Genomic DNA, 23,717 nt, shown 5'->3' with positions numbered 1-23,717 from the left:
TCTGGCGAGAGTAATGCACCACAAGCACGCTGTCTCGGCTTTCTTGTGCTTTTACGCCCCTTTTCGCGCCGGATTGAGACCAGGATAGTTCTCATTCAGATTTATGCGAGGCAACTCCAGACTGTGCCGGTAAATTTACGCCTATCAAGAAAACACGACATCGAATGAAAAAAATTACACTTGCCGCCCTTTCTTTGCTGGCTTTCAGCGCCATCACCCCCGCTCACGCTGCCGATGAAAAGCGTTATATCTCCGATGAGTTATCAACCTGGGTACGCAGCGGTCCGGGCGATCAGTATCGCCTGGTCGGTAAGCTGAACGCCGGGGAAGAAGTTACCGTACTGCAGACCAACAGCGATGCGCAGTATGCGCAAATCCGCGATGCAGAAGGCAAAACCAACTGGATCCCGCTGTCGCAGCTCAGCGCGACCCCGAGCCTGCGCACCCGCGTACCGCAGCTGGAGCAGCAGGTTAAAGATCTGACTGATAAGCTGGCTAATATCGACAACAGCTGGAATCAGCGCACGTCAGAAATGCAGAACAAAGTCGCTAACAGCGACGGCACGATTGATGGCCTGAAACAGGAAAACCAGAAGCTCAAAAATGAGCTGATCGTGGCGCAGAAAAAAGTGAGCGCAGCCAACGTACAGCTGGATGACAAACAGCGCACCATTATCATGCAGTGGTTTATGTACGGGGGCGGCGTGCTGGGCGTTGGCCTGCTGCTGGGGCTGTTGCTGCCACATATGGTGCCGCGCCGTAAAAAGAAAGATCGCTGGATGAATTAATCTGCCGTACGCCAGCCGTTTGTCCGGGGGGATCGCCAGATGCCCCCTTTCGCATGCCCGCTTTTCCGCCAAAGTATGCAACAATTACGAAACAGGCGCCTGACGCGCAGTTATCTGAATACCTCTGGAGTTGTTGAGTGAAAACCTTTCTGGTCGGTGGTGCAGTGCGTGATGCCTTGCTGCAGCTGCCGGTAAAAGATCGTGACTGGGTGGTGGTTGGCGCCACGCCTGATGAGATGCTGGCGCAGAACTATCAGCAGGTAGGCCGCGATTTTCCGGTCTTTTTACATCCGCACAGCCGTGAAGAGTATGCGCTGGCGCGTACCGAGCGCAAACAGGGCAGCGGCTACACCGGCTTTATCACGCACTTTGCGCCCGACGTCACGCTGGAGCAGGATCTGCAGCGACGCGATCTGACCATTAACGCCATCGCGCAGGCGGAAGATGGCAGCCTGATCGATCCCTGCCACGGCCAGCGCGATCTTGCCAGCCGCACGCTGCGTCACGTTTCGGCAGCGTTCAGTGAAGATCCGCTGCGCGTGCTGCGCGTGGCGCGGTTTGCCGCCCGCTATGCCCACCTTGGCTTTCGCATTGCCGCTGAAACGCAGGCGCTGATGGCAGAGATGGCTGCCAGCGGCGAGCTGGCGCATCTGACGGCAGAGCGCGTCTGGAAAGAGACGGAAAACGCGCTGCTGACGCGCAATCCGCAGGTCTATTTCCAGGCACTGCGCGACTGTGGCGCACTGCAGGTGCTCTTTCCGGAGATCGATAATCTGTACGGCATTCCTGCCCCGCCGAAGTGGCACCCTGAGATCGATACCGGTGTGCATACGCTGATGACGCTGACGCTGGCGGCCGCGCTCTCTGATGAGCTTGACGTGCGCTTCGCTACGCTGTTTCACGATGTCGGCAAGGCGCTGACTCCCCCGGAAAAGTGGCCGTCGCATCACGGTCATGGCCCGGCGGGTGTCCCGCTTGTCGCCGCCCTGTGCCAGCGGCTGCGCGTCCCTAATCACGTACGCGATCTGGCGCTGATCGTGACAGAGTTCCATGACATCGTGCACACCATTGAGCGGCAGTCAGCGGCGGCGCTGGTAGCGCTGTTTGATCGCATCGACGCCTGGCGTAAGCCGGAGCGGGTGGAAAAGATGGCGCTGACCAGTGAAGCGGACGCGCGCGGACGCGCTACGCTCGAAAGTATGCCCTATCCGCAGGGTAACTATCTGCGTCAGGCGTTTGCGCTCGCGCAGGCAGTACCGGTGCAGCAGGTGATTGCAGCAGGCTTTAAAGGAGCAGAGGTGCGGGAAGAGCTGGGCAGGCGCCGGATTGCGGCTATTGAAGAGACGCTGATTGGTGCGCGGCCGGCATAACCCGCCGCGCAGCCGCTGTTACATAAACACGGCATAAACCGCTGCTGCAACGATAAAGCGATAGATGGCGAACGATACAAACGAAATACGCTTGATCAGCTCAAGGAAGACTTTGATGGCCAGCAGCGCCACGATGAACGCGGTAATAAAGCCCACTGCGAACATCGGGAAATCCTGCATCGTCAGGAAGCCCATGCTTTTGTAGAGGTCCAGCACGGTCGCGCCCATCATCATCGGCACGGCGAGAATGAAAGAGAATTCCGACGCTGCGTAGCGGCTGACGCCCATCAGCATACCGCCCGAAATCGTCGCACCCGAGCGGGAAAAGCCCGGCCACAGCGCCAGACACTGGAAGCAGCCAATCATAAACGCCTGACGATAGGTGATATCATCCACGCCGACCGCTTTTGGCTGTTTTGGCTTCAGGAACTCCGCCGCCAGCAGCAGCACACCGCCTACCACCAGGGCATACATGACGTTGATCGGATTAAACAGCGTTTTAATCTGATCGTGCAGCAGTAAACCGATCACCACCGCCGGGATCATCCCGAGCAGGATGTGGATCAGCGTCAGCTTACCGGTGCCGGTGCCTTCATGACGCTCCTGACCAAAATGGATACCGATAAGGCCAAACAGACGTCGCCAGAACATCACGACCACTGCCAGAATCGATCCGAGCTGAATCACTACTTCAAACGTCTCTGCTTTATCGCCCTCAAATCCCAGCAGGTGCCCGACAATAATCATATGGCCCGTGGATGAGACCGGCAGAAACTCGGTCAGCCCCTCGACGACCCCGAGGATCGCAGCGACCCATAGCTGATGCATATCTGCCATCAAAATTTTCCCCTATCCGTTTTAAACAGTAAAAAGGCGGTCGCAAACTGCTACCGCCTGAAATTATGCCGGCGTCGTTCTGAAGAAAACCTTAGGGTTTTCTGCTACTTCGTTTCGCTTAACGCAACGGCCTCAGCTAAGACACACCATAATTTGATTTGGTTTCATTGTGATGGCAATCACAGGGGGTTTATTTAGGAATTGTCCCGCGCTCAATACGCACGCCAACGCTCGCCGCCTGGGCTACTGCACCCGGCTTACCTACCCGGATACGCACACCGGGCGTTTTGAAACGATTCATCAACAGATCGCAGATTTCTTCCGCAACGCGCTCAACCAAAGCAAACCGGTTTCCCTGCAGATGCGCGAGGATAGCGTCGGTGACATCGGCATAGCTCAGACAGTCGCTGACATCGTCGCTGGCCGCGGCACGCCGGTTATCCCACGCCATTTCGACATCGAGCACCAGCTTCTGCTGCATCCCCTGTTCCCAGTCATATACGCCAATGGTGGTGAACACGGTGAGTTGTTCTATAAATACGATATCCATGATGTCACTCTCTGTTTTTGGCCAGGCCGGATACCACTTCCGGCGGATTATGCGTATTATCCACGCTTACCGGCAACAAAACGACCCAAAAGGAACGGTACGACGCTATGAGTGCTATCGCGCTTGGTATGATTATTTTCGCGTATCTTTGCGGCTCGATTTCCAGTGCGATTCTGGTCTGTAAACTCGCAGGCTTGCCCGATCCGCGTACCTCAGGCTCCGGTAATCCTGGCGCCACAAACGTCCTGCGCATCGGCGGCAAAGCGTCGGCAGCGGCGGTACTGATATTTGATGTGGCCAAAGGGATGGTTCCGGTCTGGATCGCCTGGATGCTGCACGTAACGCCTATGTATCTTGGCCTGACCGCAATAGCTGCCTGCCTGGGTCATATCTATCCGATCTTTTTCCGCTTTCGCGGTGGCAAAGGGGTGGCGACGGCGTTTGGCGCGATTGCGCCGATTGGCTGGGATCTTACCGGCCTGATGACCGGAACGTGGCTGCTGACCGTGCTGCTGAGCGGCTACTCCTCGCTGGGCGCCATTGTCAGCGCGCTGATCGCACCGTTCTACGTCTGGTGGTTCAAGCCGCAGTTTACGTTTCCGGTTTCCATGCTCTCCTGCCTGATCCTGCTGCGGCATCATGACAATATTCAGCGGCTCTGGCGCGGACAGGAAAATCGCGTCTGGAAACGGAAAAAAAAGAAAGGATAAAAAAAACCGGCTGCGCGCCGGTTTTTTATTTTCAGATAGCGGGCAGTTCCGCCAGCGGCCAGCGCGGACGGACGCTGACGCCCAGCTCGCCCCGCGTACCGCCCTTCAGACGCACCATGCCGGCATAGGCGATCATCGCGCCGTTATCGGTGCAGAATTCAGGCCGGGCATAAAACACCTCGCCACCGCGTGCGCTCATCATCTCTGCCATTCGCGCGCGCAGCGTGCGGTTGGCGCTGACGCCACCGGCGATCACCAGCCGCGTAAAGCCGGTTTGCTCCAGCGCGCGTTTGCACTTGATCATCAGCGTATCCACCACCGCATCTTCAAATGCGCGGGCGATATCGGCCCGCGCCTGTTCGTCGCCGTCATGCTCGCGAATGGTATTTGCCGCAAAGGTTTTCAGCCCTGAAAAGCTGAAATCGAGGCCCGGGCGATCGGTCATCGGACGCGGGAAGCGGAAGCGGTTCACAACGCCCTGCTGCGCCATGCGCGACAGCATGGGGCCGCCCGGATAGTCCAGACCCAGCAGCTTGGCCGTTTTATCAAACGCCTCACCCGCCGCATCGTCGATTGACTCACCCAGCAGCGTATATTCGCCGATACCGGTGACGCTGATAAGCTGCGTATGTCCGCCGGAGACCAGCAGCGCGACAAACGGAAACGCCGGCGGATTCTCCTCCAGCATCGGCGCCAGCAGATGGCCTTCCATATGATGTACCGGGACCGCCGGCACATTCCAGGCGAACGCCAGCGCGCGGCCAATCGTGGCGCCGACCAGCAGTGCACCCACCAGACCCGGACCAGCGGTATAGGCGACCGCATCGATATCGCTGGCCTGCAGGTTGGCCTCTTTCAGCGCGGCCTGTATCAGCGGCACCGTTTTACGCACGTGGTCGCGCGATGCCAGTTCCGGCACCACGCCGCCGTAGTCAGCATGCAGCTTCACCTGGCTATACAGCTGATTCGCCAGCAGACCGGACGCATCGTCATAAATCGCGATGCCGGTTTCATCGCAGGACGTTTCAATACCCAGAACTCGCATAGCTTTATTACCCTCTTCTTGCGGCACGCAGTGTAGCACAGGCAAATCTGCCGCCGGACTACTTTGACGGGAAAAAGTGTTTTTCTGCCGCACAAAGAGTGCGCTATACTCCACGGCCTGAAAAAACCGGCAGCCGCACAGGCAAACGCTCCTGTTGGTTCTAAATTGTCCATGGTGCTTTACAAGCCGGCCCCGGCTGGAGTAAAATGCTGCACCATTTTGAAATGTGCTGACGCCGCAGTCAGCAGCAAAAACCGAATTTTATCGAGGTGAGAGTTACATGCCGGTAATTAAAGTACGTGAAAACGAGCCATTCGACGTAGCACTGCGTCGCTTCAAGCGTTCCTGCGAGAAAGCAGGCGTTCTGGCTGAAGTTCGTCGTCGTGAGTTTTATGAAAAACCAACGACCGAGCGTAAGCGCGCTAAAGCGTCAGCAGTTAAGCGTCACGCCAAGAAACTGGCTCGCGAAAACGCACGCCGCACTCGTCTGTACTAATTTCTTTCGGAAGTTCGCTTCCGCCGCGTGTTAAATGCAGACAGAGTCAAGTAAGAGGCCGTGCTTTCCGAAAGGAAGCGCGGCTTGTTGCCGTTTAAGAGCTGAAAAAATCGGGGCTTATGGCTGGACGAATTCCACGCGTTTTTATCAATGATTTACTTGCCCGCACGGATATCGTGGATCTTATCGATGCCCGCGTTAAGCTGAAAAAGCAGGGTAAGAACTATCACGCGTGCTGTCCATTCCATAACGAAAAAACCCCCTCTTTTACCGTCAGCGGTGAAAAGCAGTTTTACTACTGCTTTGGCTGTGGTGCCAAAGGCAACGCTATCGACTTCCTGATGAATCACGATCGTCTGGAATTTGTTGAAAGCGTTGAGGAACTTGCCACCCAGCACGGCCTTGAAGTGCCGTACGAAACAGGCAGCGGCCCCAGCCCGATTGAGCGTCATCAGCGTCAGAGTCTTTACCAGCTGCTGGAGAAACTGGATGGTTTCTATCAGCAAAGCTTCCGCAGTCCGGGAGCGGAGGCGGCCCAGCGCTATTTAGGCTCGCGCGGGCTCAGCCAGCAGGTGATCGATCACTTTGCGATTGGCTATGCACCCGCCGGCTGGGATAACGTGCTGAAGCGTTTCGGAGAGCAGCAGGAAGACCGCGAGTCGCTGATGGAAGCGGGCATGCTGGTCACCAACGATAAAGGCCGCAGCTACGATCGCTTCCGCGATCGCGTGATGTTCCCGATCCGCGATAAGCGTGGTCGCGTGATTGGCTTTGGCGGACGCGTGCTGGGTAACGATACGCCTAAGTATCTGAACTCGCCGGAAACACCGATTTTCCATAAAGGCCGCCAGCTCTATGGCCTGTATGAAGCACAAAAAAACCATCCTCAGCCGGCGCGCCTGCTGGTGGTAGAGGGCTATATGGATGTGGTCGCCCTGGCACAGTTCGGCATCGATTATGCCGTGGCGTCGCTGGGGACCTCCACCACAGCTGAACATATTCAGCTGCTGTTCCGCTCGACTGACACGGTGATCTGCTGTTACGACGGCGACCGGGCCGGTCGCGAAGCCGCCTGGCGCGCGCTGGAAACCGCCCTGCCCTACATGAATGACGGGCGTCAGCTACGCTTTATGTTTCTGCCTGATGGCGAAGATCCCGATACGCTGGTGCGTAAAGAGGGAAAAGAAGCGTTTGAAGCACGCATGGAGCAGGCGATGCCGCTCTCGGTGTTTCTGTTTGACAGCCTGATGCCACAGGTGGATTTGAGCACCCGCGATGGTCGTACCAAGCTGGCGACGCTTGCTCTGCCGCTGATTAGTCAGATCCCGGGCGAAACGCTGCGGATCTATATGCGCCAGACGCTGGGTAATAAACTCGGCATTCTGGACGATAACCAGTTAGACAAGCTGATGCCAAAGGCGGCAGAAAACGCGACGCCGCCCGTCGCGCCGCCGCTGAAGCGCACCACGATGCGCGTACTGATTGCGCTGCTGGTGCAGAATCCGCAGTTTGCGACGATTGTGCCCACGCTTGACGGGCTGGCGCAGTCAAAACTTGCCGGCCTGTCGCTGTTTGTTGACCTGATCAGCCGCTGCACAGAGAATCCTGGCCTGACGACCGGACAGCTACTAGAGTTATATCGCGGGACAAATTTTAGCCAGCCCCTTGAAACACTGGCCACCTGGAACCACATGATAGTGGATGAGGAAGCCGAAGCGGTGTTTCAGGACTCGCTGGCAAGCATATATGATGCTGCGCTGGAGCAGCGCCTGGAAGCGCTGATTGCGCGTGAGCGTACCGAAGGGCTCAGTGCCGCTGAGCGGCGCGAATTCTGGGCATTAAGCCAGGCATTAGCGAAAAAATAAGATTCAGCCAGGCCAGAATGGCGGAGTGTTCCCCGTTCTGGCCTGCGGCTTTCGGTTTACACGCCATATAAGCGGAACCGGAGCACAACGATTTCAGACCGAATATCAAGCGGCTTAAGTGCCGAACTAAAAGGGGCTGCAGCCCTGGCCGCGTTGAAGGCAGCGGCAAAAACATAATGCCTTCACTGTTATAGTTGGCTCGCTGCCGACCGACACCAATCTAATTAACAGAAGTGTGGATACCGTCTTATGGAGCAAAACCCGCAGTCACAGCTTAAGCTGCTTGTCACCCGTGGTAAGGAGCAGGGCTATCTGACCTATGCTGAGGTCAATGACCATCTGCCGGAAGATATCGTCGACTCCGATCAGATCGAAGACATCATCCAGATGATCAACGATATGGGTATCCAGGTGGTGGAAGAAGCCCCTGATGCCGATGATCTGATGCTGAATGAGAACAGCTCCGATACAGATGAAGATGCTGCAGAAGCGGCCGCGCAGGTCTTATCCAGCGTTGAATCTGAAATCGGGCGCACAACCGATCCGGTGCGCATGTATATGCGTGAAATGGGTACCGTAGAGCTGCTGACGCGCGAAGGCGAAATCGACATCGCCAAGCGTATCGAAGACGGTATCAACCAGGTGCAGTGCTCTGTTGCCGAATATCCGGAAGCTATCACCTACCTGCTCGATCAGTACGATCGTGTGGAAGCGGGCGAATCGCGCCTGTCCGATCTCATCACCGGCTTTGTTGATCCTAACGCTGAAGAAGATCTCGCCCCCACTGCCACCCACGTTGGTTCTGAGCTGTCTGAAGAAGATCGCAATGACGACGAAGAGGAAGATGAAGAGAGCGACGACGACGACAACAGCGACGACGACAACTCTATCGATCCGGAACTGGCGCGCGAGAAGTTCCTTGAGCTGCGCACCCAGTATGAAGCAGCCCGCACCGTTATTAAGGCGAAAGGCCGCAGCCACGCTGATGCCGTTGCCGAAATCAACAACCTTTCTGAAGTCTTCAAGCAGTTCCGCCTGGTGCCGAAGCAGTTCGACTACCTGGTAAACAATATGCGTGAAATGATGGAGCGCGTGCGTACGCAAGAGCGCCTGATCATGAAGCTGTGTGTTGAACTGTGCAAAATGCCGAAAAAGAACTTTATTACGCTGTTCACCGGTAATGAAACCAGTGAGAGCTGGTTTAAAGCAGCCCTGGCGATGAACAAGCCGTGGTCTGAAAAGCTGAAAGATGTTGAAGAAGATGTCATGCGCTCGCTGCAGAAGCTGCTGCAGATTGAGGAAGAGACCGGCCTGACCATCGAACAGGTTAAAGACATCAACCGTCGCATGTCGATCGGCGAAGCGAAAGCGCGCCGCGCGAAGAAAGAGATGGTTGAAGCTAACCTGCGTCTGGTTATCTCTATCGCGAAAAAATATACCAACCGCGGCCTGCAGTTCCTTGACCTGATTCAGGAAGGCAACATCGGTCTGATGAAAGCGGTTGATAAGTTTGAATATCGCCGTGGCTATAAGTTCTCAACCTACGCCACCTGGTGGATCCGTCAGGCGATCACCCGCTCTATCGCCGATCAGGCGCGTACCATCCGTATTCCGGTGCATATGATTGAGACCATCAACAAGCTCAACCGTATTTCGCGCCAGATGCTGCAGGAGATGGGCCGCGAGCCGACGCCGGAAGAGCTGGCTGAGCGCATGCTGATGCCGGAAGATAAGATCCGCAAGGTGCTGAAGATCGCCAAAGAGCCTATCTCCATGGAGACGCCGATTGGTGATGACGAAGATTCGCATCTGGGCGATTTCATCGAAGATACCACGCTGGAGCTGCCGCTGGACTCTGCTACCTCTGAGAGCCTGCGTTCTGCGACCCACGACGTGCTGGCGGGCCTGACCGCGCGCGAGGCGAAAGTCCTGCGTATGCGTTTTGGTATCGATATGAACACCGACCACACGCTGGAAGAAGTGGGCAAGCAGTTTGACGTCACGCGTGAGCGTATCCGTCAGATTGAAGCCAAAGCGCTGCGTAAACTGCGCCACCCGAGCCGCTCGGAAGTGCTGCGCAGCTTCCTCGACGATTAATCGTCTGCAGGAAAACAAAAACCCCGGCACGCCGGGGTTTTTTATTGCCCGCTCTCCGGCAGACCCAGCGCATCCGCCAGCTGGCGATACGCTGCCACCATCTCCTCCAGCGAAGCGCGGTTGAGGCCACTGGGGTTTGGCAGCACCCAGATGCGCGTCTCCATCAGCGGCTGCGGCTGCTCGCCCCACGCCACTTTACGCTGCCGGAACGCTCGCTGATACGCATCCTTGCCCAGCACCGCCAGCGCTCGCGGCTGATAGCGTAAAATTTTATCCTGCAGCCGCAGCCCGCCGTCGCGCAGCTCATCACCGCTCAGCTCGCTCGCCTGCGTAGTGGGACGCTCAACCAGCGCGGTGATGCCGCAGCCGGTCTCCAGCAGCCGCCGCTCCTGCTCCGGCTTCAGCAGCTCGCGCGTAAAGCCAGCCAGATAGATCACTTTCCAGAAGCGGTTGCCGGGATGCGCAAAATGGTAACCGGTATGCGCAGATGACTTGCCGGGATTGATGCCGCAGAACAGCACCTGCAGATCGTGCGAGAGAATATCGCGAATGTCGTGGTCGGGTTGCATATGCCTCTGGATGCCTGGTAAACGTGCTTAAAGCGTAGAGTATTCAGCGGGATGGGGAAAGCATGGCGATTGCGATAAGTGAAAACCCAGCGCCCGCCGCCCGACCAGTTAACGATTTCTTTTACCGCCTGTGCAGTAAAAAAACGCTCAAAGTGTTGTGGCAATCACTCCTGTCACAGCAGCAGGCGGATTTTTTCATTAATATCAATCACTCACCATTGTGCTAATTTTCATCAACCGATCGGTGAACGCTGGATCGCCTCTGCCAGATACTTTATAATCCCCGCACTACTGGCCCCTTAGCTCAGTGGTTAGAGCAGGCGACTCATAATCGCTTGGTCGCTGGTTCAAACCCAGCAGGGGCCACCAAATTTTAGCTTTAAAATCATGTATTTAAGCCACCCTCCGAGGTGGCTTTTTTATTTTCGGATTTTAGAGTGGCGGCAAAATGGCGATGGCAGGAGTCAATGCCATATCGGCACTTCCCCACCTAATGCGAGAAAAGACGATCCAGCGATTGAATTACTGTTGTGAAAATCTTCATGGCACGCTGTAAAAATTATTCTTACCCAGGCTCTCTGCACCAGTCAGATTTATCACATCACCCAAAGAGGCACCGGACGAAATCGATAAAATAACGATGAACGCAGCGCTCACTGCCAGTGCAGCATGCCGGGGCAGATCATTCAGAATCACTCTCATTCACTCGCTGATAATAAGCAGATCGTCGGTTTTATTTAAGATCCGCTCTCCTGTGCAGCTGAGCCTCTCAATGCGGCTGCCCTGCGAAGGCGAATCATGTCGTACCGCGCCTGCAGTTCACTGATTGTCCGTTTAAACTGCGCTTCCCCTGCCGGAGAGGCAAAATCTTCATAGCGGCGCAGCCACTCTTCGGCGGGGATATGCAGGCTGAATGCCTGTTGAGTGGAAAATATTGCTGACTTCAGCTCGCTGACGGTGAGGTAATGCCCCCGCTTCTCATCAAGCGCATTGAGCTTTTCACTGATCAGGCTGAGTTTTTCCATCCCCTGCTGCCAGGCGCCTGCCGCTTCCGGCGAGATTGTCATCGCCTCTCTTCTGCCGAGCGCGTCCGTCAGCAGCCGGCGCGTTAACTCTTCAGCCGGCCAGATCGAGCCGGCCAGCAGCGCAACGTCGGCACTGTAGCTCCCCGCCATGCCGATGCCGGCGGCATCAAGCCGTTCAGCCTGTGTTTTGATCGTATTAATCCACTCTGCGGCGCTGATACGCCGATCCTGCCGGATGCCTGCCCGCTGCTTTTCCGTCAGCGGATGAGGAAGCGCGGGTACGGCAGCAGAGAGCATACGCGTATTTTCACCGGGCTGATGGGCATAAAGCCAGCCGCCTGCGCCGGTTGCGACAACCACCAGCATAGCGGCCATGCCGGCGATAAAAGGCCTGATATAGCGGCCTGATGATGTCTGTTCCGGCTCTGATTCGGGATGAATGATAAAAGTCGGAGGCGTTGCCGTTGCCGGAGCCGGGTCGGAAAGCGCCTCGCGCGGGCGGCTTCTGCGTGCAGTCGCCATGTCGCTTTGGCCCGGTGACGGCTCTGCGTTTTCGGCTGCTGTTCTGACTTTATCGCACAGCTGGCGGATACCGCTCGCGGCGTTGAGGCCCGCCTGCGCCAGATGCTGCTCAATCAGATCCAGATATGTGGCACACGCCTTCAGCGCGAGCTGCGTATCAGGCCTCTCCGCCGGCCAGGTGCGTAACAGAAACTGCAGGCGCTGAAAGTGCATTCTCAGGATCGCTATCCGGTCTGCAGGCTGGAGGGGCCAGAGCGTCTGCCAGCGTGAACGCATCAGTGCCTCCGTGACCCTGAGCCCCTCCTGCATCCCCTTAGCGCCGTCAAGATGAGAAAGCGCCAGCGTAAACCAGCAAACTGACTGCAGATCTGCTCCAGCCTGGCCGAAAAGCCGGGTGCAGCTCTCCATCACTTGCAGCCAGTTAATATCGGGCCGGGCGGGATGGCTGAGCTTCCTGATTTCGTTTTGCAGAGTAATAAATTCGGGATGCAGGCGAGGGTCTCCGCCGGTCATCAGCACGTGCGATTTCTGAGATGAAAATGTCATAGTTATCCGCAGGCCTGCCGGAAGCAGGTCCGTTATCAGAGTGTTAGCGGGAAGGTAAAGGCGAAGCGCCAGACCGGCGATCTCATCTGGCTGGTGGCTATGGCTTAACGCATCACGTTCTGCTGGCACAGATGCCGCAGCAGTACCTTTCCTCCCGGCATAAAGTCAGTGCCATAGCGCACCCTACCCACGACGTCCAGCCCGGCATCAATGGCATAACGCAGCTCACCGGGCTGCGTCTGTTCCAGCATCACCACATCAACCTGTTTCAGCCGGGGCTCATACTTCAGTAATACGTCAGAAAGAATATGTACCAGCTGATGTGCGGTGCCGGGCAGCCCCTGCAGGATGAGCGTCATATCCGGCAGGCCATAATCGGGCAGATGAGCCAGGGCGCCGGCGCGGGTGTTAAGAATGCGCTGCAGGTTATCCAGCACCGATAAAATCACCTGTTCCCGTTCGCTCACCGCATCCAGATCCAGGCCGCCGCTGAAATTGCCGTAAAGCATGTCGTAAAGTGAAGGCTGCATCAGGGTCTTTCCCCCTTTTCCGCTACCAGCGTCAGCGTGCCGTCACCCAGCTCAATCACCCTGGCTTTGTCCGGGTGGAGGTCTGCGCGGGTCAGCAGCAGTCGCCACGTCTCATTCTGGGTATCTGGCGATAGAAACAGCCCGGCCACCGCCACAAAGGCTGTTATCTCCTCCATCGGTACATCAATACTGATCGATTCGCCGGGACGCACCCGGATAGCCTTTTGCGCCAGCAGATCCGCTTTCAGAACCTGACTGTCAGCCGCTAACAGTGAAGGGTAGTCGGAGGCGTCAAAGGCCTGACGGTCGCTGAGTTGCCAGATGCGCACCACGGTTGAGAGCGCAGCGCCCTGCGCATTGCGGTTGGCGCCTTCACGGGCGCGAAAGTCGAGGTGCAGGGTGCGTATTTGTTTGTAAAAAAGAGATTTTGTAACGGACGCGGTGCCTTCGGATACTTTCTGCGTCAGGCCGCAGCCGCTGGCACTCAGCGCCAGCATCAGAGGAATAACTATTTTACCAGCGGTAGTCGCCCTGTTCATCGGTTTCAGTCCCTGAAGGTTGTTCCCGGACGCGCTGATAACGCCCGAGCGGTATAGTGAGTAAATCGGGTTTATGCGAGGCGTTAAGGTTCCGCTGAGGCAGCACCGCGGTGCGGCCCAGCTGCTGTGCCGTCTCTTTCCGGCAGCTCAGCTGCGCATCAGGCAGCAGGGCGCGGTCGACGCACAGCTCCAGCCGCGCATCCAGCTTTGCTCCCAGATAGACGTGGAGCAGCGCCATCAGATCGCCGTGTAACTGTCCACCAGGCAGCCAGCCGCGCATCTCCTCCGGGTTATCGGTGAGCAATCGCAGTAATACCTGTCCGTTAACGTCGGTGGCATGCGTTCCCATGACCGGACGACGCATCAGGCTGACCGGCCGTTGCGTGCTCAGGCGTAAACGGCAGGACTGGGGAATACGACGCGGATCCCACGGCACTATCTTCGCGCGCGTATCCGGTGCCAGCAGCGCCACCAGCGAGGAGAGCCCCTCAGCGGTCCGGCCAGGCAGCATCATGACCGGCAGCAGCGCCAGAAAGCGCGAAACCGGCGTGGCGATGTTTTGCGCACAGCCGTTTATTCCCAGGCCAGCCAGCCCCAGCAGGTACTGAGAGGTTTCATCGGTGCCGCCGGCTGCGAACGTGGCCGGATAGGTGTATTTGCGCCAGATACGGTAAAACTGCGTAGTCAGCCGGTGACTGAAGATATCCAGGAAATCCTGCAGCGCCTCATGCCCTTCACGCTGCCGGGCGATATCGTCGATATAATGCGTTGGCAGCGGAGATGCCGTGCCATACAGCCCCATAAAATTGATGCGTACCGTGGGCGGAAGGTGCGGATACCCGGCGGTTTCAGCCGCGCGAATTTCGCCGGCCGGAAATCCCATGCCCGGGTGCGCCCTGAACCGTACCGGCTCGTGTCGCACCTGCCAGACGCTGCCCGGTACCGGCGCTTCAGGATCGCACCTCTCCAGCAGCTGGCAAAAACGGTAAAAGTTCATACGGGGCAGCTGGTCACCCAGCCGTGCGATCAGCCGGGCAGACGCTGGCTGTGATTCTCTTTCCATCGGATACATTTTCCTTCAGGCCGGACTATCAGCGAAAGCTGAATGAACTGATTCATGTCCGCATACAGCGACAGAAAGCGGTTAAGCATTTCACCAAACAGGTGGATATCGCCGTCACCGGTAAAACCGCTGCTGTCGAGCGTCACTTCAACATCAAGACCGCGCAGCAGATAACCCGACTCAAACCGCTGCAGACGGTGATGCTGCACGTCAAGGATCGCCTCCAGCCTGCGGTTACAGCGTTCATCATCCTGCCAGTTATAGAGCGCCAGCGTGCCGCGCAGCACCTCCGCGCTGTTCATCATGTTGATAAAGCCAGAGCCGAGATGGCTGAGCACCCGCCAGTGAAAGCGGTCCTCAGCGGGTGGATAAGCAGGCAGCGTCGGGCGGGTGAGATTGCGCACCGTCACCGGCGTCTGCAGCACCTGTTCGCAGCGATCCAGCAGCGTGCTCTGCAGCGCGCGACGCGGAAGCTGGCCGTTGGTACCGGTAATGCGCAGCGAGAGGGTGTCGCGAGAAAGCAGATCGTCTTTCTCCCACTGCTGACCGCCGAGGATCAGCCAGGTGTCATGCAGGCCGGTGACGCCCCGGCGCACGCGGGTATGAAAGTAACGCTCCGGAGCAAGACGACGCATCATGCCGCCCCGGTGCCGGAAGCTGGTGAACGGAACATACTCAGCCGCACCGCTCAGTCCTGAACCGCTGACCGTATCCACCGAGTAAATTTCCGTGTGCCCATCCTGCAGGCGCTTTGCGCGCAGCAGATACTCGCTCTCCAGTCCGTTCACAATCAGCGGATCGGCTTCCAGTGCAAACAGGTTAATCACCGGCACGCAGTGCAGGCGCAGAGAGCTCTCTTTGACCGGTAGATCACTCGGCCACGGCTCGCTGAAGACCACCTCGATATCGACGTATGCCAGCCCGGGCGGAAGCGCGAGCGTCTCCAGCCCATTCAGATTCACGAAACGGAATTTCTCAGGAAAGGTGAAGTATTCCAGCAGCAGCTGATAGCCGCTGAAAGCGCTCTCCCCCTTTGGCCAGAGCCGATCATCCTCGTCAAATCCGCCGGGGCTGAACCAGCCGTCACAGGCCCTGCGCTCCGGCTGCCCCGCCACGTGAATGTACAGCGCCGCCTGGCAGCGGGTCAGCCTCTGATGCAGTGCCGTCGCCACGGGCAGATCTTCTCCCAGCCACAGGCTCAGCTGGCGCAGGTCACACTGGCTCCAGTCCGCCTGCCCGCTGCTGGTCAGGCGCAGGCGCAGCACAGAGCGCCCATCCGGCTCAGTGCCCATAGCAACCCCGGTGACCGCCAGCGGGTTAAGCGTGACCGGCTTTGTGGTGCGATAGCGGCACACGGTATTTTTAGGCCCCACGGGACGGGAGAAGATCTCCAGCCCTGCAGGCGCCGTCTCTGCCATCTTCATTTTCGGCAGGTCCGGCGTCAGCGCCACTACTGCGAGCGATGGAATGGTGCGCAGATAGTGCGGCCAGAGCATGCTGACCAGGCCCTCGGTCAGCTCCGGCAGGTCATCATCGATCTTCTGACGCAGCCGTCCTACCGAGAAGGCAAACCCCTCCAGCAGGCGCTCCACAAACGGATCCGGCGTTCCGGCACGATCCAGGTTGAGCATGGCGGCGCGGTCAGGGTGAGTTTCGGCAAACTCTTTTGCGGCGTCGCGCAGATAGCGCATTTCAATATCGTAATAGCGCAGCGTTAAGTCTTTCATATTCTGACGAGCCTCTCTTATTTGAACGCACCCAGACCAGTCATAAACCGGAGAAACGTCAGCGATATCGGGAAGAAAATAATGTCCGCTGCAGCCGCAACCGGGGTGAGAACCACATTGGTCAGAATATTACCGGTATGAATATCGGTGACCTGTTTACAGGTCCAAAATTCAATTTTGTACTGACTGGCGGTTTTACTTCGCTGAGCGCTTTTTGAATTGATGAGCTCTGCGCAATTGATGACGCCTTTTATTTTTTGCCTGCTGACATACGTATTATCAAAATAATGAAAGCCTATCGGCTGCATATTCTGTGTTTTAATTAATGTCATCATTCCTTTGAACCATTTATAGTTAAATTAAAGAAAGAGGTCAGATCCTATTAAGAAAAGAGGATTGACGCTCGCGCCGCATCGATAGTTACCAGCCCGGCCAGCAGCGGTTCCATGTCAGACTGCAGGCGGGCTTTATCCGTTTCACTCCGGCCTGCGCGGGCACGCAGTAACTTCAGCCGGCGGGACTTGACTTCAAATAACAGCGCTGGCTCCCATTCCGCCAGTGTCATACTCTCTGCGGTAGCATCGAGCGCGCTCAGCAGCTGCAGTGCCAGTTCCTGCCGACCAGACTGCTCAGCAATCCGTGCCATCAGCAGGCGAAGGAGCCACTGCTGGCGCGGAGAGTGGATACCGGGTCGCTGCTGCAGCCAGGTCAGCGCAGCGGCAATGCCCTCTCTGTCTGCCAGTTCAGTCGCCTCGCTCTCCAGCAACAGCACCTCATCTTCCGGCACGCTCGCCGCAGCGGCGGGATCGGGTCCGAACGCACTCTCCGTTATCATGACCTGCTGCTGGATCCAGCTCAGCGTCACCTCATCCGCAAACGGCATGCCGTCGCTGAAGGCCAGCGTTTCCAGTCCGCGCAGGCGGGAGAGCAGCCCTTTCAGATCGTCCTGAACAATAGCCGCAAACTCCGCATGCCCCGATCGCAGCTGCGCCTGGTGCTGATACCACTGCAGGTCAAGCCAGAAATGGTTTGTTCCCCGACTGAACAGACTGTCCGCCTGCTCAGCCAGCTCGGCCCAGCTCTGCTGGATCCAGAGGCGTTTAAGCAGCGCGCGCTGGTCAGATTTTGGTGGCGTCACACAACTGTTGCCGTTACCTGACAGCAACGGCAGCTGACTGAGCGTGTCATAGCGGAGGGTTTTCATCAGCCGGTGTGCGGCCAGCGCGCCATTTGGCTGCTCGCGCAGATAAGCTGCCAGCGCTCGCGCCTGTTCCATCAGCTCCCGCCCGGAGCTGATGGCAGCCAGAGCTGGCGCAGCTGAGGCTGAAGACGCGTCTGGTTGCAGGCTGTCTGCTGCCGTCAGCGGCACTATCGCATCAGGACCGCCGGCGTTAAGCAGCCGGGACTCCAGCGCGCTGTAAAGCCCTGCGGAATGGGTGCCGCCCTGCGCCCTGCAGATGTCATCAATAGCCAGCAGCGCCGCCACGGTGCGCTGCGCCGTGGCGGTCGTCACCTCCGGATAGAGCGTCAGCGTATCCAGCACGCGCGCGCTGGCTATAAAATTCAGCGCCGCCTCGCGACTGCGCGTCCGCTGCGGATGCAGGTTGTCACCAAAGCGCTGCAGCAGGCCCGCCAGTAAGGCAAGCCCCTCAGCAAACCCCTCTTCGCCATCCTGCTGCAGGCGGGCCACGCAGTACCAGACCGCTACGCGGATATCTTTCGCTTCCGAAGTCAGTATCTGCTCCGCCAGCGAACAGATCAGTGCCATATCCGTGCCGGACAGGCGGTTCATCTCCTCCTGCATCCGCTGAAACGTATCGGTATAGGTCGGGTCTTCACCGGCAGGATGGCTGGTGCTTACAGGCTGCAACCAGTGCTCCCATAAGAGAATATGCTCAGCAACCTGCGCGCGGAGCGGTTCCGCGTCCATGCCGCAGGCGCTAATCAGAGATTGCAGGGGCATCACTCCTCCTCAATGAATTCAGCGTTACCCGGCGGGTTCTGGGTGCTGCCGGTGAGAAAAATATCGGACGGGAGCGTAAAGTTGCGCAGCTTCAGCAGCGCCAGCGGCCCCTCGCCGGCTTCGGTACGCAGGATGTAGTTTAACGGCCGCCCGTCGGGGGCATGCCAGGTAAGCTGCCAGCTGCTGCCCGATCCTGGTCTGGCGCTGACGTGCGCCTTTTCCAGCAGGCGGATCAACCCCCAGCTGCCCGGCATCTCACCGTACAGACGAGTGCCTGCTTTGGTGCTGATCCAGCTCAGCGATGCGCCTGGCGCTTCGGTGTCAGCAGGCCAGGTAAAGCGCCGCCAGACCGGCTGCTGATTCATATAGGTCAGCTTCTGGCTGTCGATTATCAGGTCAGTCTGCATCACGTCTGCTGCCGTTCCCGGACGCAGCTCAAAATGCAGGCCGGCATGACCGCTGGCAAATACCACGTCAGCAATCTGACTGAGCTGATTCAGCGCCTGCAGAAAAGCGGGATTAAACGTCAGTCCGCGGGCGTTAATGCGGTCCGGTACCCAGCGGGTTCCTTCGCGATGAAGTACGCCACTCAGACGAGCGTGCAGAAAGCGGGTAAGGCGCCCGGTGTCCGCATTCAGATATTTCGCCAGCAGCGGCAGTGATACCTCGCTGCTGACATTTCTGAACGGGTAGCGGCCGCCAAATGCGCGGTTCCATTCATTCACTACAGCCTGCTGCCACTGTGCGTTGAAGCTGCCTGCAGCTGGCATCAGCACCTGCTGCCACGCCTGTTCTATCGGGCGCACAAACACCGTCTGCCCGAAACCGCTCCACTCCTGCCCCAGTCCGGCGGCAACCAGGCTGCCGTAGTCGCGTGTCTCAGTCAGATCAACGCTCTTTCCCTGAAATACCGTCTGGGCCAGCGCCTGCGTCATCGCCTGCGGATCTGCCGCGCTGGTGACCTGCTGCAGGCGCAGGCGCACCTGCGTTACGCGCGTCAGGAAAGTGCGCAGGTTCATCGTGCTGCTGCTCTGATTATCGGTCAGCGTCAGCAGCGGGCCGAACGTGGCATCAAGCGGCCCCTGCGGGCCGCTGCGCTGATCAATCGCCGGGCGCTTCTCCCGGTTAAAGAGGTTTTGTGCAGATTTCACCAGCGAGTCGCTCATCGCGCCGCCGCTCTGTGCGGTACGCCCCTGCACATTGAGCGTGTTCATTAACGCCACCAGCGGCGACTGCCTGACGTCCGCTATCAGCGTGAGCTGATCAATAGCATCTGAGAGCGTCGGCGCGGGCTGCAGGCGCAGACTATTCAGGAAGTGCAGCCAGGCTGCACTGTAATCGGCAAAGTAGCGGCTGGCGAGCCTCGTCTCCAGCGCCTCAGGCGAAGCCGCCTCACCTGCAGGCGGCGGTGCATCACTCAGCACCCAGTCCATCTCTTCGCGCCGCTCACGCGCCACTTTTTCAATGGCAGGTTTAACGCCCTCTTCCCACGCCTGACGGGTGAACATGCCGGGCACAATTTCATCATTGATAAAGAGGCGACCGGCATCCGTATCGCCGGTCATATCGGCCAGCCGCATATCGGCGTACTGGTGCTTTACCCGGGAGATCACCCGCTGATACTGCCGCGATTCGCTGTTGGTTACCCCCATCTGACGTACCAGCAGGGTGCGTACCTGCCCGACCAGATCCGGGTCTGCTTTCAGCGCCCATTCGGGGTGAGTAATAAGATGCTCTGCATAAAAAGCCAGCAGCGTCTCCCCGGCTCCCTGCCAGTAAGCCTCGTCCAGCCCCTGTCGCTGTGTCCAGTTCTGCATCAGCGTCTGGCTGAACCAGGCGACGTCCATACGTTCAGGACGCGTCAGCATCAGATAGAGTCTGAGATGCACATAGGCCTGCTTTGACTGCGTTTCGCGCAGCGGGCTGTCAGGCGGGAGTGTGGCATAAGTCTGCAGTGCATCGGTGAGCCAGGCTGCGGCGGTGTCGCGCAGGAGGGGCAGTGCTGCTTCAAGGTAGCGGGGCCACAGAGCAGAACGCAGTTCTTCGTTCTGACTAAGCCCGGCACGCTTATACCATGGCACGCCATGTTCTGAGCGATACTCCAGGCGAGCCAGCGTATGCTGAAGTTCAGTCAGCGCTTTCATACGTTGTTCAGGCGACTGATTCGGCCTGACGGCAAGCGCGGCCTGAGCATTTACATCAGCTATCTGTCTGTAATTAGTTATGTATGCCATGCATATCCACGCAGCGCAGCCCACCATTGCCAGAGAAGCACAAGACGCCATTATCTTTTGCCATGGAATGCCCGGCTTACGTGGACGCAGCTCTGCAGGAAGCATCTGGACTGACGCAGGCAGAACATCCCAGCACTTATCCATGCGCCAGTGGTGTATAACAGCTTGCCTGACACCCGCAGAAGGCTGGCTGAACACCAGCCCCGCAAGCGATAGTGGGCTAGACGGAGTGAGCATCCCTGAGAGGAGCGCGGTCACGTTCTCCGATCTGCGACTGAGCTGGTCAGCGAGTGTTAAAAGAAAGTGATGGTTTATATCACTACAGGCTTGCTGTAGCCCCTGCGAGATGAGGGCCGGCGTCAGGGCAGTCAGCGTTTCTGTTAAAGCCTCATTATGACAGCCGGCAGGTAGCAGACAGCCAGTGGCCTGCGTGATGCGACCTTCCGGCTTACCGGCGCATGTATGCAGGGACCAGACATATAGCGGAAGCTTCCAGCCCAGCGCATCCATCCGGGCGCGAATGGCATAAAATGGGGGATCCATGGTGCTTTCAGAAGGCAGCGACAGCCGCTGCTCCAGTCCCGGCGCTGATAACTGATCGAATGCCCGGGTCACCCATACTACTCCATCAACCGGACGGCGGCGCAATTTGCGTAACGCTGTCAGCCAGGCAATGTCAGCAGGTGCGTTGAGATCGCTACCCCACAACAGCAGCGTGCCACGGTTTTCCTGCCAGAGCTGATCCGGCAGGCCAGGGGTTAATTGTTCCACTTCATCAACTGCGCCAGTTATCAGCAGGATGCGCGTTTTACGTGCCCAGCAGCGACCGTGGAGGTTGCGCAGGGTGAGGCGGATAGCATCAACGGTGACGTTGCGTGGTGCGGTCTGTGCAACGCGGCTTTCATCAGCAGGCAGGGCATTCTTTCGCTTAGCCTCTAAGCGATGCCAGCTCTGCTGAATAACCAGACTCACTGTTCTGCCATGACGAAGCATCATCAACAGAAATAACGCACCGGCAAGTACCAGACTTTTCATAAGCGTAGTATGCAGTTCAATCCTGTCGCCAAAATGCCATATTAGCCAGACAATCCCTCCTGCAATAAGGGCGGAGAATCCCAGCCGGCCCCACTCTCCGCGCCATAAAGAGTCACCTGTTTTCATTGGTTATATTCCCTGTTTGCACCGTATTAATAAATTTCTGCTCATCATCCTTTGAGAGCATCAGGCAGTCCGCTTTTTGTATATTGACGATATCGCTGGCTACAGCAGCCAGTATCCATGGAGAGAAAGGTCCACTTATTCCGGCATATTTTTCCAGCCAGTGAAGCTGTTCAGGTTTCCAGTAACCGCCATATTCTCTGGCTGAATTAAGCAAACGGAAAAATGCATTACCCCAATCCACTTTGTCACCAACGATACTGGCCGTTGAACAGGCCTGTGTTTGCGTTGAGAAAAACATATTCAGTGACGTTTCTGATATCGCCCTATCAAGTTTCATTGGACGCAAAATACGGGCGTTAAAAGAGAGGTTGAATTTTGTGACTACATCATCGGAGGTCAACATAAGAAGAGCCAGCGCATCACTATACGCATCTCCTCCCTGAGTCTGATGAATCAGGATTAGTTCCACATCCAGCGTAGGTGTCCGAATTCGCTCATCCAGTGAAAGGAAGGACTTCGACTTAAGAATGGTCAACCGGGGTCTCGGGCGATCGGGAATAGCTCTCTGCCAGGCATTCATAAATGCAGCCTGCAACGCAGGCAAATCATCAGAAAAATCGGTGAGCAATGTAACGACAGGTACGATACCTGAAGGCAACGTTGCCAAAGCCTGATTTACCCCTGCAAGCAAAACAGAAAAGTGCGCCTCAGGGGTGTGCAGAGCGATTCGTCGGGATAAAAATGAGCTTTGCTCCAGCGTTGGCGGAGAAGCCAAAAGAATTTTAGATGTCAGATTTGCAGGCAATATAACACCGCTGTGCAGGACTGCGATGTTGCGCCCAGCCCACTCTTCCCACTGCTGTTGTGCAAATTCTGCTTCACTTAATTCAAATTCATGTCTGTTAAACGCGTTGTTGTAGAGCCAGCTGCGCAGGCAGAGAAAGAATATCCAGATAACAGCAGGAAATGAGGTGACAGCCCAAAGATTATATGTTTGAAATACTCTGGCCAGTTTATTAGCATGCAGGACAAATAATAGTATGCACCCAACCAGTGTCAGAACCCCTGTCATTATCCACAGGATGAATGAAGGCTCTTCGGGCTTAGCTAATATTGTTGTTTTTTGACGCTCCCAACTCATTATTTATCCTATTGCGCAATCCGTTGCACTGGAAATAACCTGACAGCCACATTCGCAGTGGCAACCATTAACAACCACGGCTTTACCATCTGATATCCACTCTGGCGATCCATCGATAATAGCATTAATGCCATGGCCATTTATCGGGCAAATTATTTTATCGCCAACAAGGGCGACATTCTTTCCATTGACTACCATTGTTGATGAGGCGGAAATGACCTGTCCACCATGTGTGGTTTTATCACCCAGCAACACAAAACCTTTCGACATATTGAGACCCATATTTAATTGCGCATATAAATTTCATTATGCATATAATTTTATTAGTTCTTTTTCTTAAGATCTTTTAACTTATCACACGCATTGTAATCACCTTTAGAGCAACTATTTTTGAACAGTTCGACGGCCAGCTTCTTGTTTTCAGCAACCCCATTGCCATCAAAGTGCATCGTGCCCAGGTGATACATCGTCGAAGGCTGGCCTTGTTTTACTGCAATCTCAAGCCAGTTTCTGGCTTTAGCATAGTTCATTTCAACTCCCTTACCATTAAGGTATGCGTAGCCTAAATTCATCTGCGCAGTGGCATTGCCATTTTTCGCTGCTTTCTCATACCAGTAATTCGCCTTTTCGTAGCTTTGCGCGGTTTCTTTTCCGTAATAATACATATCACCTAAATCAACCTGAGCATCCGTGTTTCCAAGTTCAGCAGCGATTTGGTAGAACTCGAAAGCTTTTTTCATATCCCGCGGAACCCCCATGCCTAAATGATACATATTAGCTATTTTATTTGCATCGTCCGCCCTGGTTGTTGATATGGTATCGGCAATGGTTGTTGCAGAAAATAAACAAGCAGAGATAAAAATAAGAAACAAGCTATTTGATTTTTTCATGAGAAATTCCATTTAGATGAGAGGGGTGTTGCCTGACTAATTTAATCTT

The 23,717-nt window shown here is 56.6% G+C and carries 21 protein-coding genes and 1 tRNA gene; 7 read left to right on the top strand and 15 right to left on the bottom strand.

Translation table 11 applies throughout. From position 1 onward, the window contains the following. Positions 1 to 164 precede the first annotated feature (164 nt). The gene (locus tag AC2CF9_RS13190; RefSeq protein WP_094110976.1) at positions 165 to 788 is read left to right on the top strand and encodes a TIGR04211 family SH3 domain-containing protein; all 624 of its coding nucleotides are present in this window, start codon (positions 165 to 167) and stop codon (positions 786 to 788) included. 137 nt (positions 789 to 925) lie between these two features. Next, positions 926 to 2,158 (top strand): multifunctional CCA addition/repair protein, encoded by a 1,233-nt coding sequence (locus AC2CF9_RS13185; protein ID WP_039380231.1) that lies wholly within the window; start codon positions 926 to 928, stop codon positions 2,156 to 2,158. Between the two features lie 18 nt (positions 2,159 to 2,176). Here the strand turns inward: AC2CF9_RS13185 and bacA are convergent, their stop codons facing one another. Together bacA and folB are read right to left on the bottom strand one after the other, a co-directional pair. Further along, on the bottom strand, positions 2,177 to 2,995 hold the full coding sequence (gene bacA, locus AC2CF9_RS13180; RefSeq protein WP_039380233.1) for an undecaprenyl-diphosphate phosphatase: 819 nt from the start codon (positions 2,993 to 2,995) through the stop codon (positions 2,177 to 2,179). A gap of 190 nt (positions 2,996 to 3,185) precedes the next feature. After that, positions 3,186 to 3,545: a bifunctional dihydroneopterin aldolase/7,8-dihydroneopterin epimerase gene (gene folB, locus AC2CF9_RS13175; protein WP_150018034.1), complete on the bottom strand. Its 360-nt coding sequence runs from the start codon at positions 3,543 to 3,545 to the stop codon at positions 3,186 to 3,188. Between the two features lie 107 nt (positions 3,546 to 3,652). On the opposite strand from folB, the gene plsY reads away from it, so the two are divergent. After that, positions 3,653 to 4,255 (top strand): glycerol-3-phosphate 1-O-acyltransferase PlsY, encoded by a 603-nt coding sequence (gene plsY, locus AC2CF9_RS13170; protein WP_484557214.1) that lies wholly within the window; start codon positions 3,653 to 3,655, stop codon positions 4,253 to 4,255. A gap of 31 nt (positions 4,256 to 4,286) precedes the next feature. Here plsY and tsaD read toward each other — a convergent pair whose 3' ends face one another. Beyond that, positions 4,287 to 5,300 carry a tRNA (adenosine(37)-N6)-threonylcarbamoyltransferase complex transferase subunit TsaD gene (tsaD, locus tag AC2CF9_RS13165; protein WP_484557213.1) on the bottom strand — a complete coding sequence of 338 codons (1,014 nt, stop codon included), beginning with the start codon at positions 5,298 to 5,300 and terminating at the stop codon, positions 4,287 to 4,289. 280 nt (positions 5,301 to 5,580) lie between these two features. Between tsaD and rpsU the strand changes: the two genes are divergently transcribed. From rpsU to rpoD, 3 genes are all read left to right on the top strand, one after another. Next, positions 5,581 to 5,796, top strand: a complete 216-nt coding sequence (gene rpsU / locus AC2CF9_RS13160) for a 30S ribosomal protein S21 (RefSeq protein ID WP_001144069.1) — start codon at positions 5,581 to 5,583, stop codon at positions 5,794 to 5,796. Between the two features lie 119 nt (positions 5,797 to 5,915). Continuing rightward, entirely contained in the window at positions 5,916 to 7,661 is a 1,746-nt protein-coding gene (gene dnaG, locus AC2CF9_RS13155; RefSeq protein WP_484557212.1) for a DNA primase, read from the top strand. 249 nt (positions 7,662 to 7,910) lie between these two features. Continuing rightward, a complete protein-coding gene (gene rpoD, locus AC2CF9_RS13150) occupies positions 7,911 to 9,758 on the top strand; it encodes an RNA polymerase sigma factor RpoD (RefSeq protein WP_150018037.1) in 1,848 nt (615 codons plus the stop codon). Positions 9,759 to 9,799: 41 nt separating this feature from the next. On the opposite strand, the gene mug is transcribed toward rpoD, so the two are convergent. Continuing rightward, positions 9,800 to 10,327: a G/U mismatch-specific DNA glycosylase gene (mug, locus tag AC2CF9_RS13145; protein ID WP_150018038.1), complete on the bottom strand. Its 528-nt coding sequence runs from the start codon at positions 10,325 to 10,327 to the stop codon at positions 9,800 to 9,802. 293 nt (positions 10,328 to 10,620) lie between these two features. Here mug and AC2CF9_RS13140 point away from each other — a divergent pair. Then, positions 10,621 to 10,696: transfer RNA gene (locus AC2CF9_RS13140), tRNA-Ile, on the top strand. Between the two features lie 368 nt (positions 10,697 to 11,064). On the opposite strand, the gene AC2CF9_RS13135 is transcribed toward AC2CF9_RS13140, so the two are convergent. From AC2CF9_RS13135 to AC2CF9_RS13085, 11 genes are all read right to left on the bottom strand, one after another. Then, positions 11,065 to 12,420 carry a type VI secretion system ImpA family N-terminal domain-containing protein gene (locus AC2CF9_RS13135; protein ID WP_484557211.1) on the bottom strand — a complete coding sequence of 452 codons (1,356 nt, stop codon included), beginning with the start codon at positions 12,418 to 12,420 and terminating at the stop codon, positions 11,065 to 11,067. A gap of 104 nt (positions 12,421 to 12,524) precedes the next feature. After that, entirely contained in the window at positions 12,525 to 12,950 is a 426-nt protein-coding gene (gene tssE / locus AC2CF9_RS13130) for a type VI secretion system baseplate subunit TssE (protein ID WP_484557210.1), read from the bottom strand. Next, on the bottom strand, positions 12,950 to 13,489 hold the full coding sequence (tssJ, locus tag AC2CF9_RS13125; RefSeq protein WP_484557209.1) for a type VI secretion system lipoprotein TssJ: 540 nt from the start codon (positions 13,487 to 13,489) through the stop codon (positions 12,950 to 12,952). Before tssJ ends, tssE begins: the two co-directional genes overlap by 1 nt. Continuing rightward, positions 13,464 to 14,561, bottom strand: a complete 1,098-nt coding sequence (tssG, locus tag AC2CF9_RS13120) for a type VI secretion system baseplate subunit TssG (RefSeq protein WP_484557208.1) — start codon at positions 14,559 to 14,561, stop codon at positions 13,464 to 13,466. Before tssG ends, tssJ begins: the two co-directional genes overlap by 26 nt. Beyond that, positions 14,516 to 16,279: a type VI secretion system baseplate subunit TssF gene (gene tssF / locus AC2CF9_RS13115; protein ID WP_484557207.1), complete on the bottom strand. Its 1,764-nt coding sequence runs from the start codon at positions 16,277 to 16,279 to the stop codon at positions 14,516 to 14,518. The genes tssG and tssF overlap by 46 nt, the downstream gene beginning before the upstream one ends. A 17-nt stretch (positions 16,280 to 16,296) precedes the next feature. Then, positions 16,297 to 16,614 (bottom strand): hypothetical protein, encoded by a 318-nt coding sequence (locus AC2CF9_RS13110; protein WP_484557206.1) that lies wholly within the window; start codon positions 16,612 to 16,614, stop codon positions 16,297 to 16,299. 47 nt (positions 16,615 to 16,661) lie between these two features. Further along, complete coding sequence (gene tssA, locus AC2CF9_RS13105) at positions 16,662 to 18,245, bottom strand: type VI secretion system protein TssA (protein WP_484557205.1); 1,584 nt, start codon at positions 18,243 to 18,245, stop codon at positions 16,662 to 16,664. Beyond that, positions 18,242 to 21,637, bottom strand: a complete 3,396-nt coding sequence (locus AC2CF9_RS13100; protein WP_484557204.1) for an ImcF-related family protein — start codon at positions 21,635 to 21,637, stop codon at positions 18,242 to 18,244. Before AC2CF9_RS13100 ends, tssA begins: the two co-directional genes overlap by 4 nt. Continuing rightward, positions 21,624 to 22,778: a hypothetical protein gene (locus AC2CF9_RS13095; protein WP_484557203.1), complete on the bottom strand. Its 1,155-nt coding sequence runs from the start codon at positions 22,776 to 22,778 to the stop codon at positions 21,624 to 21,626. The genes AC2CF9_RS13100 and AC2CF9_RS13095 overlap by 14 nt, the downstream gene beginning before the upstream one ends. A 3-nt stretch (positions 22,779 to 22,781) precedes the next feature. Further along, positions 22,782 to 23,048 (bottom strand): PAAR domain-containing protein, encoded by a 267-nt coding sequence (locus AC2CF9_RS13090; RefSeq protein ID WP_484557202.1) that lies wholly within the window; start codon positions 23,046 to 23,048, stop codon positions 22,782 to 22,784. 53 nt (positions 23,049 to 23,101) lie between these two features. Next, complete coding sequence (locus AC2CF9_RS13085; RefSeq protein WP_484557201.1) at positions 23,102 to 23,668, bottom strand: tetratricopeptide repeat protein; 567 nt, start codon at positions 23,666 to 23,668, stop codon at positions 23,102 to 23,104. Positions 23,669 to 23,717: the final 49 nt, after the last annotated feature.

This window comes from Pantoea sp. SYBGC1, from assembly GCF_057197005.1.
Note: the sequence above shows the minus strand (reverse complement) of the source record. Positions and strands in the feature narration are given on the sequence as shown.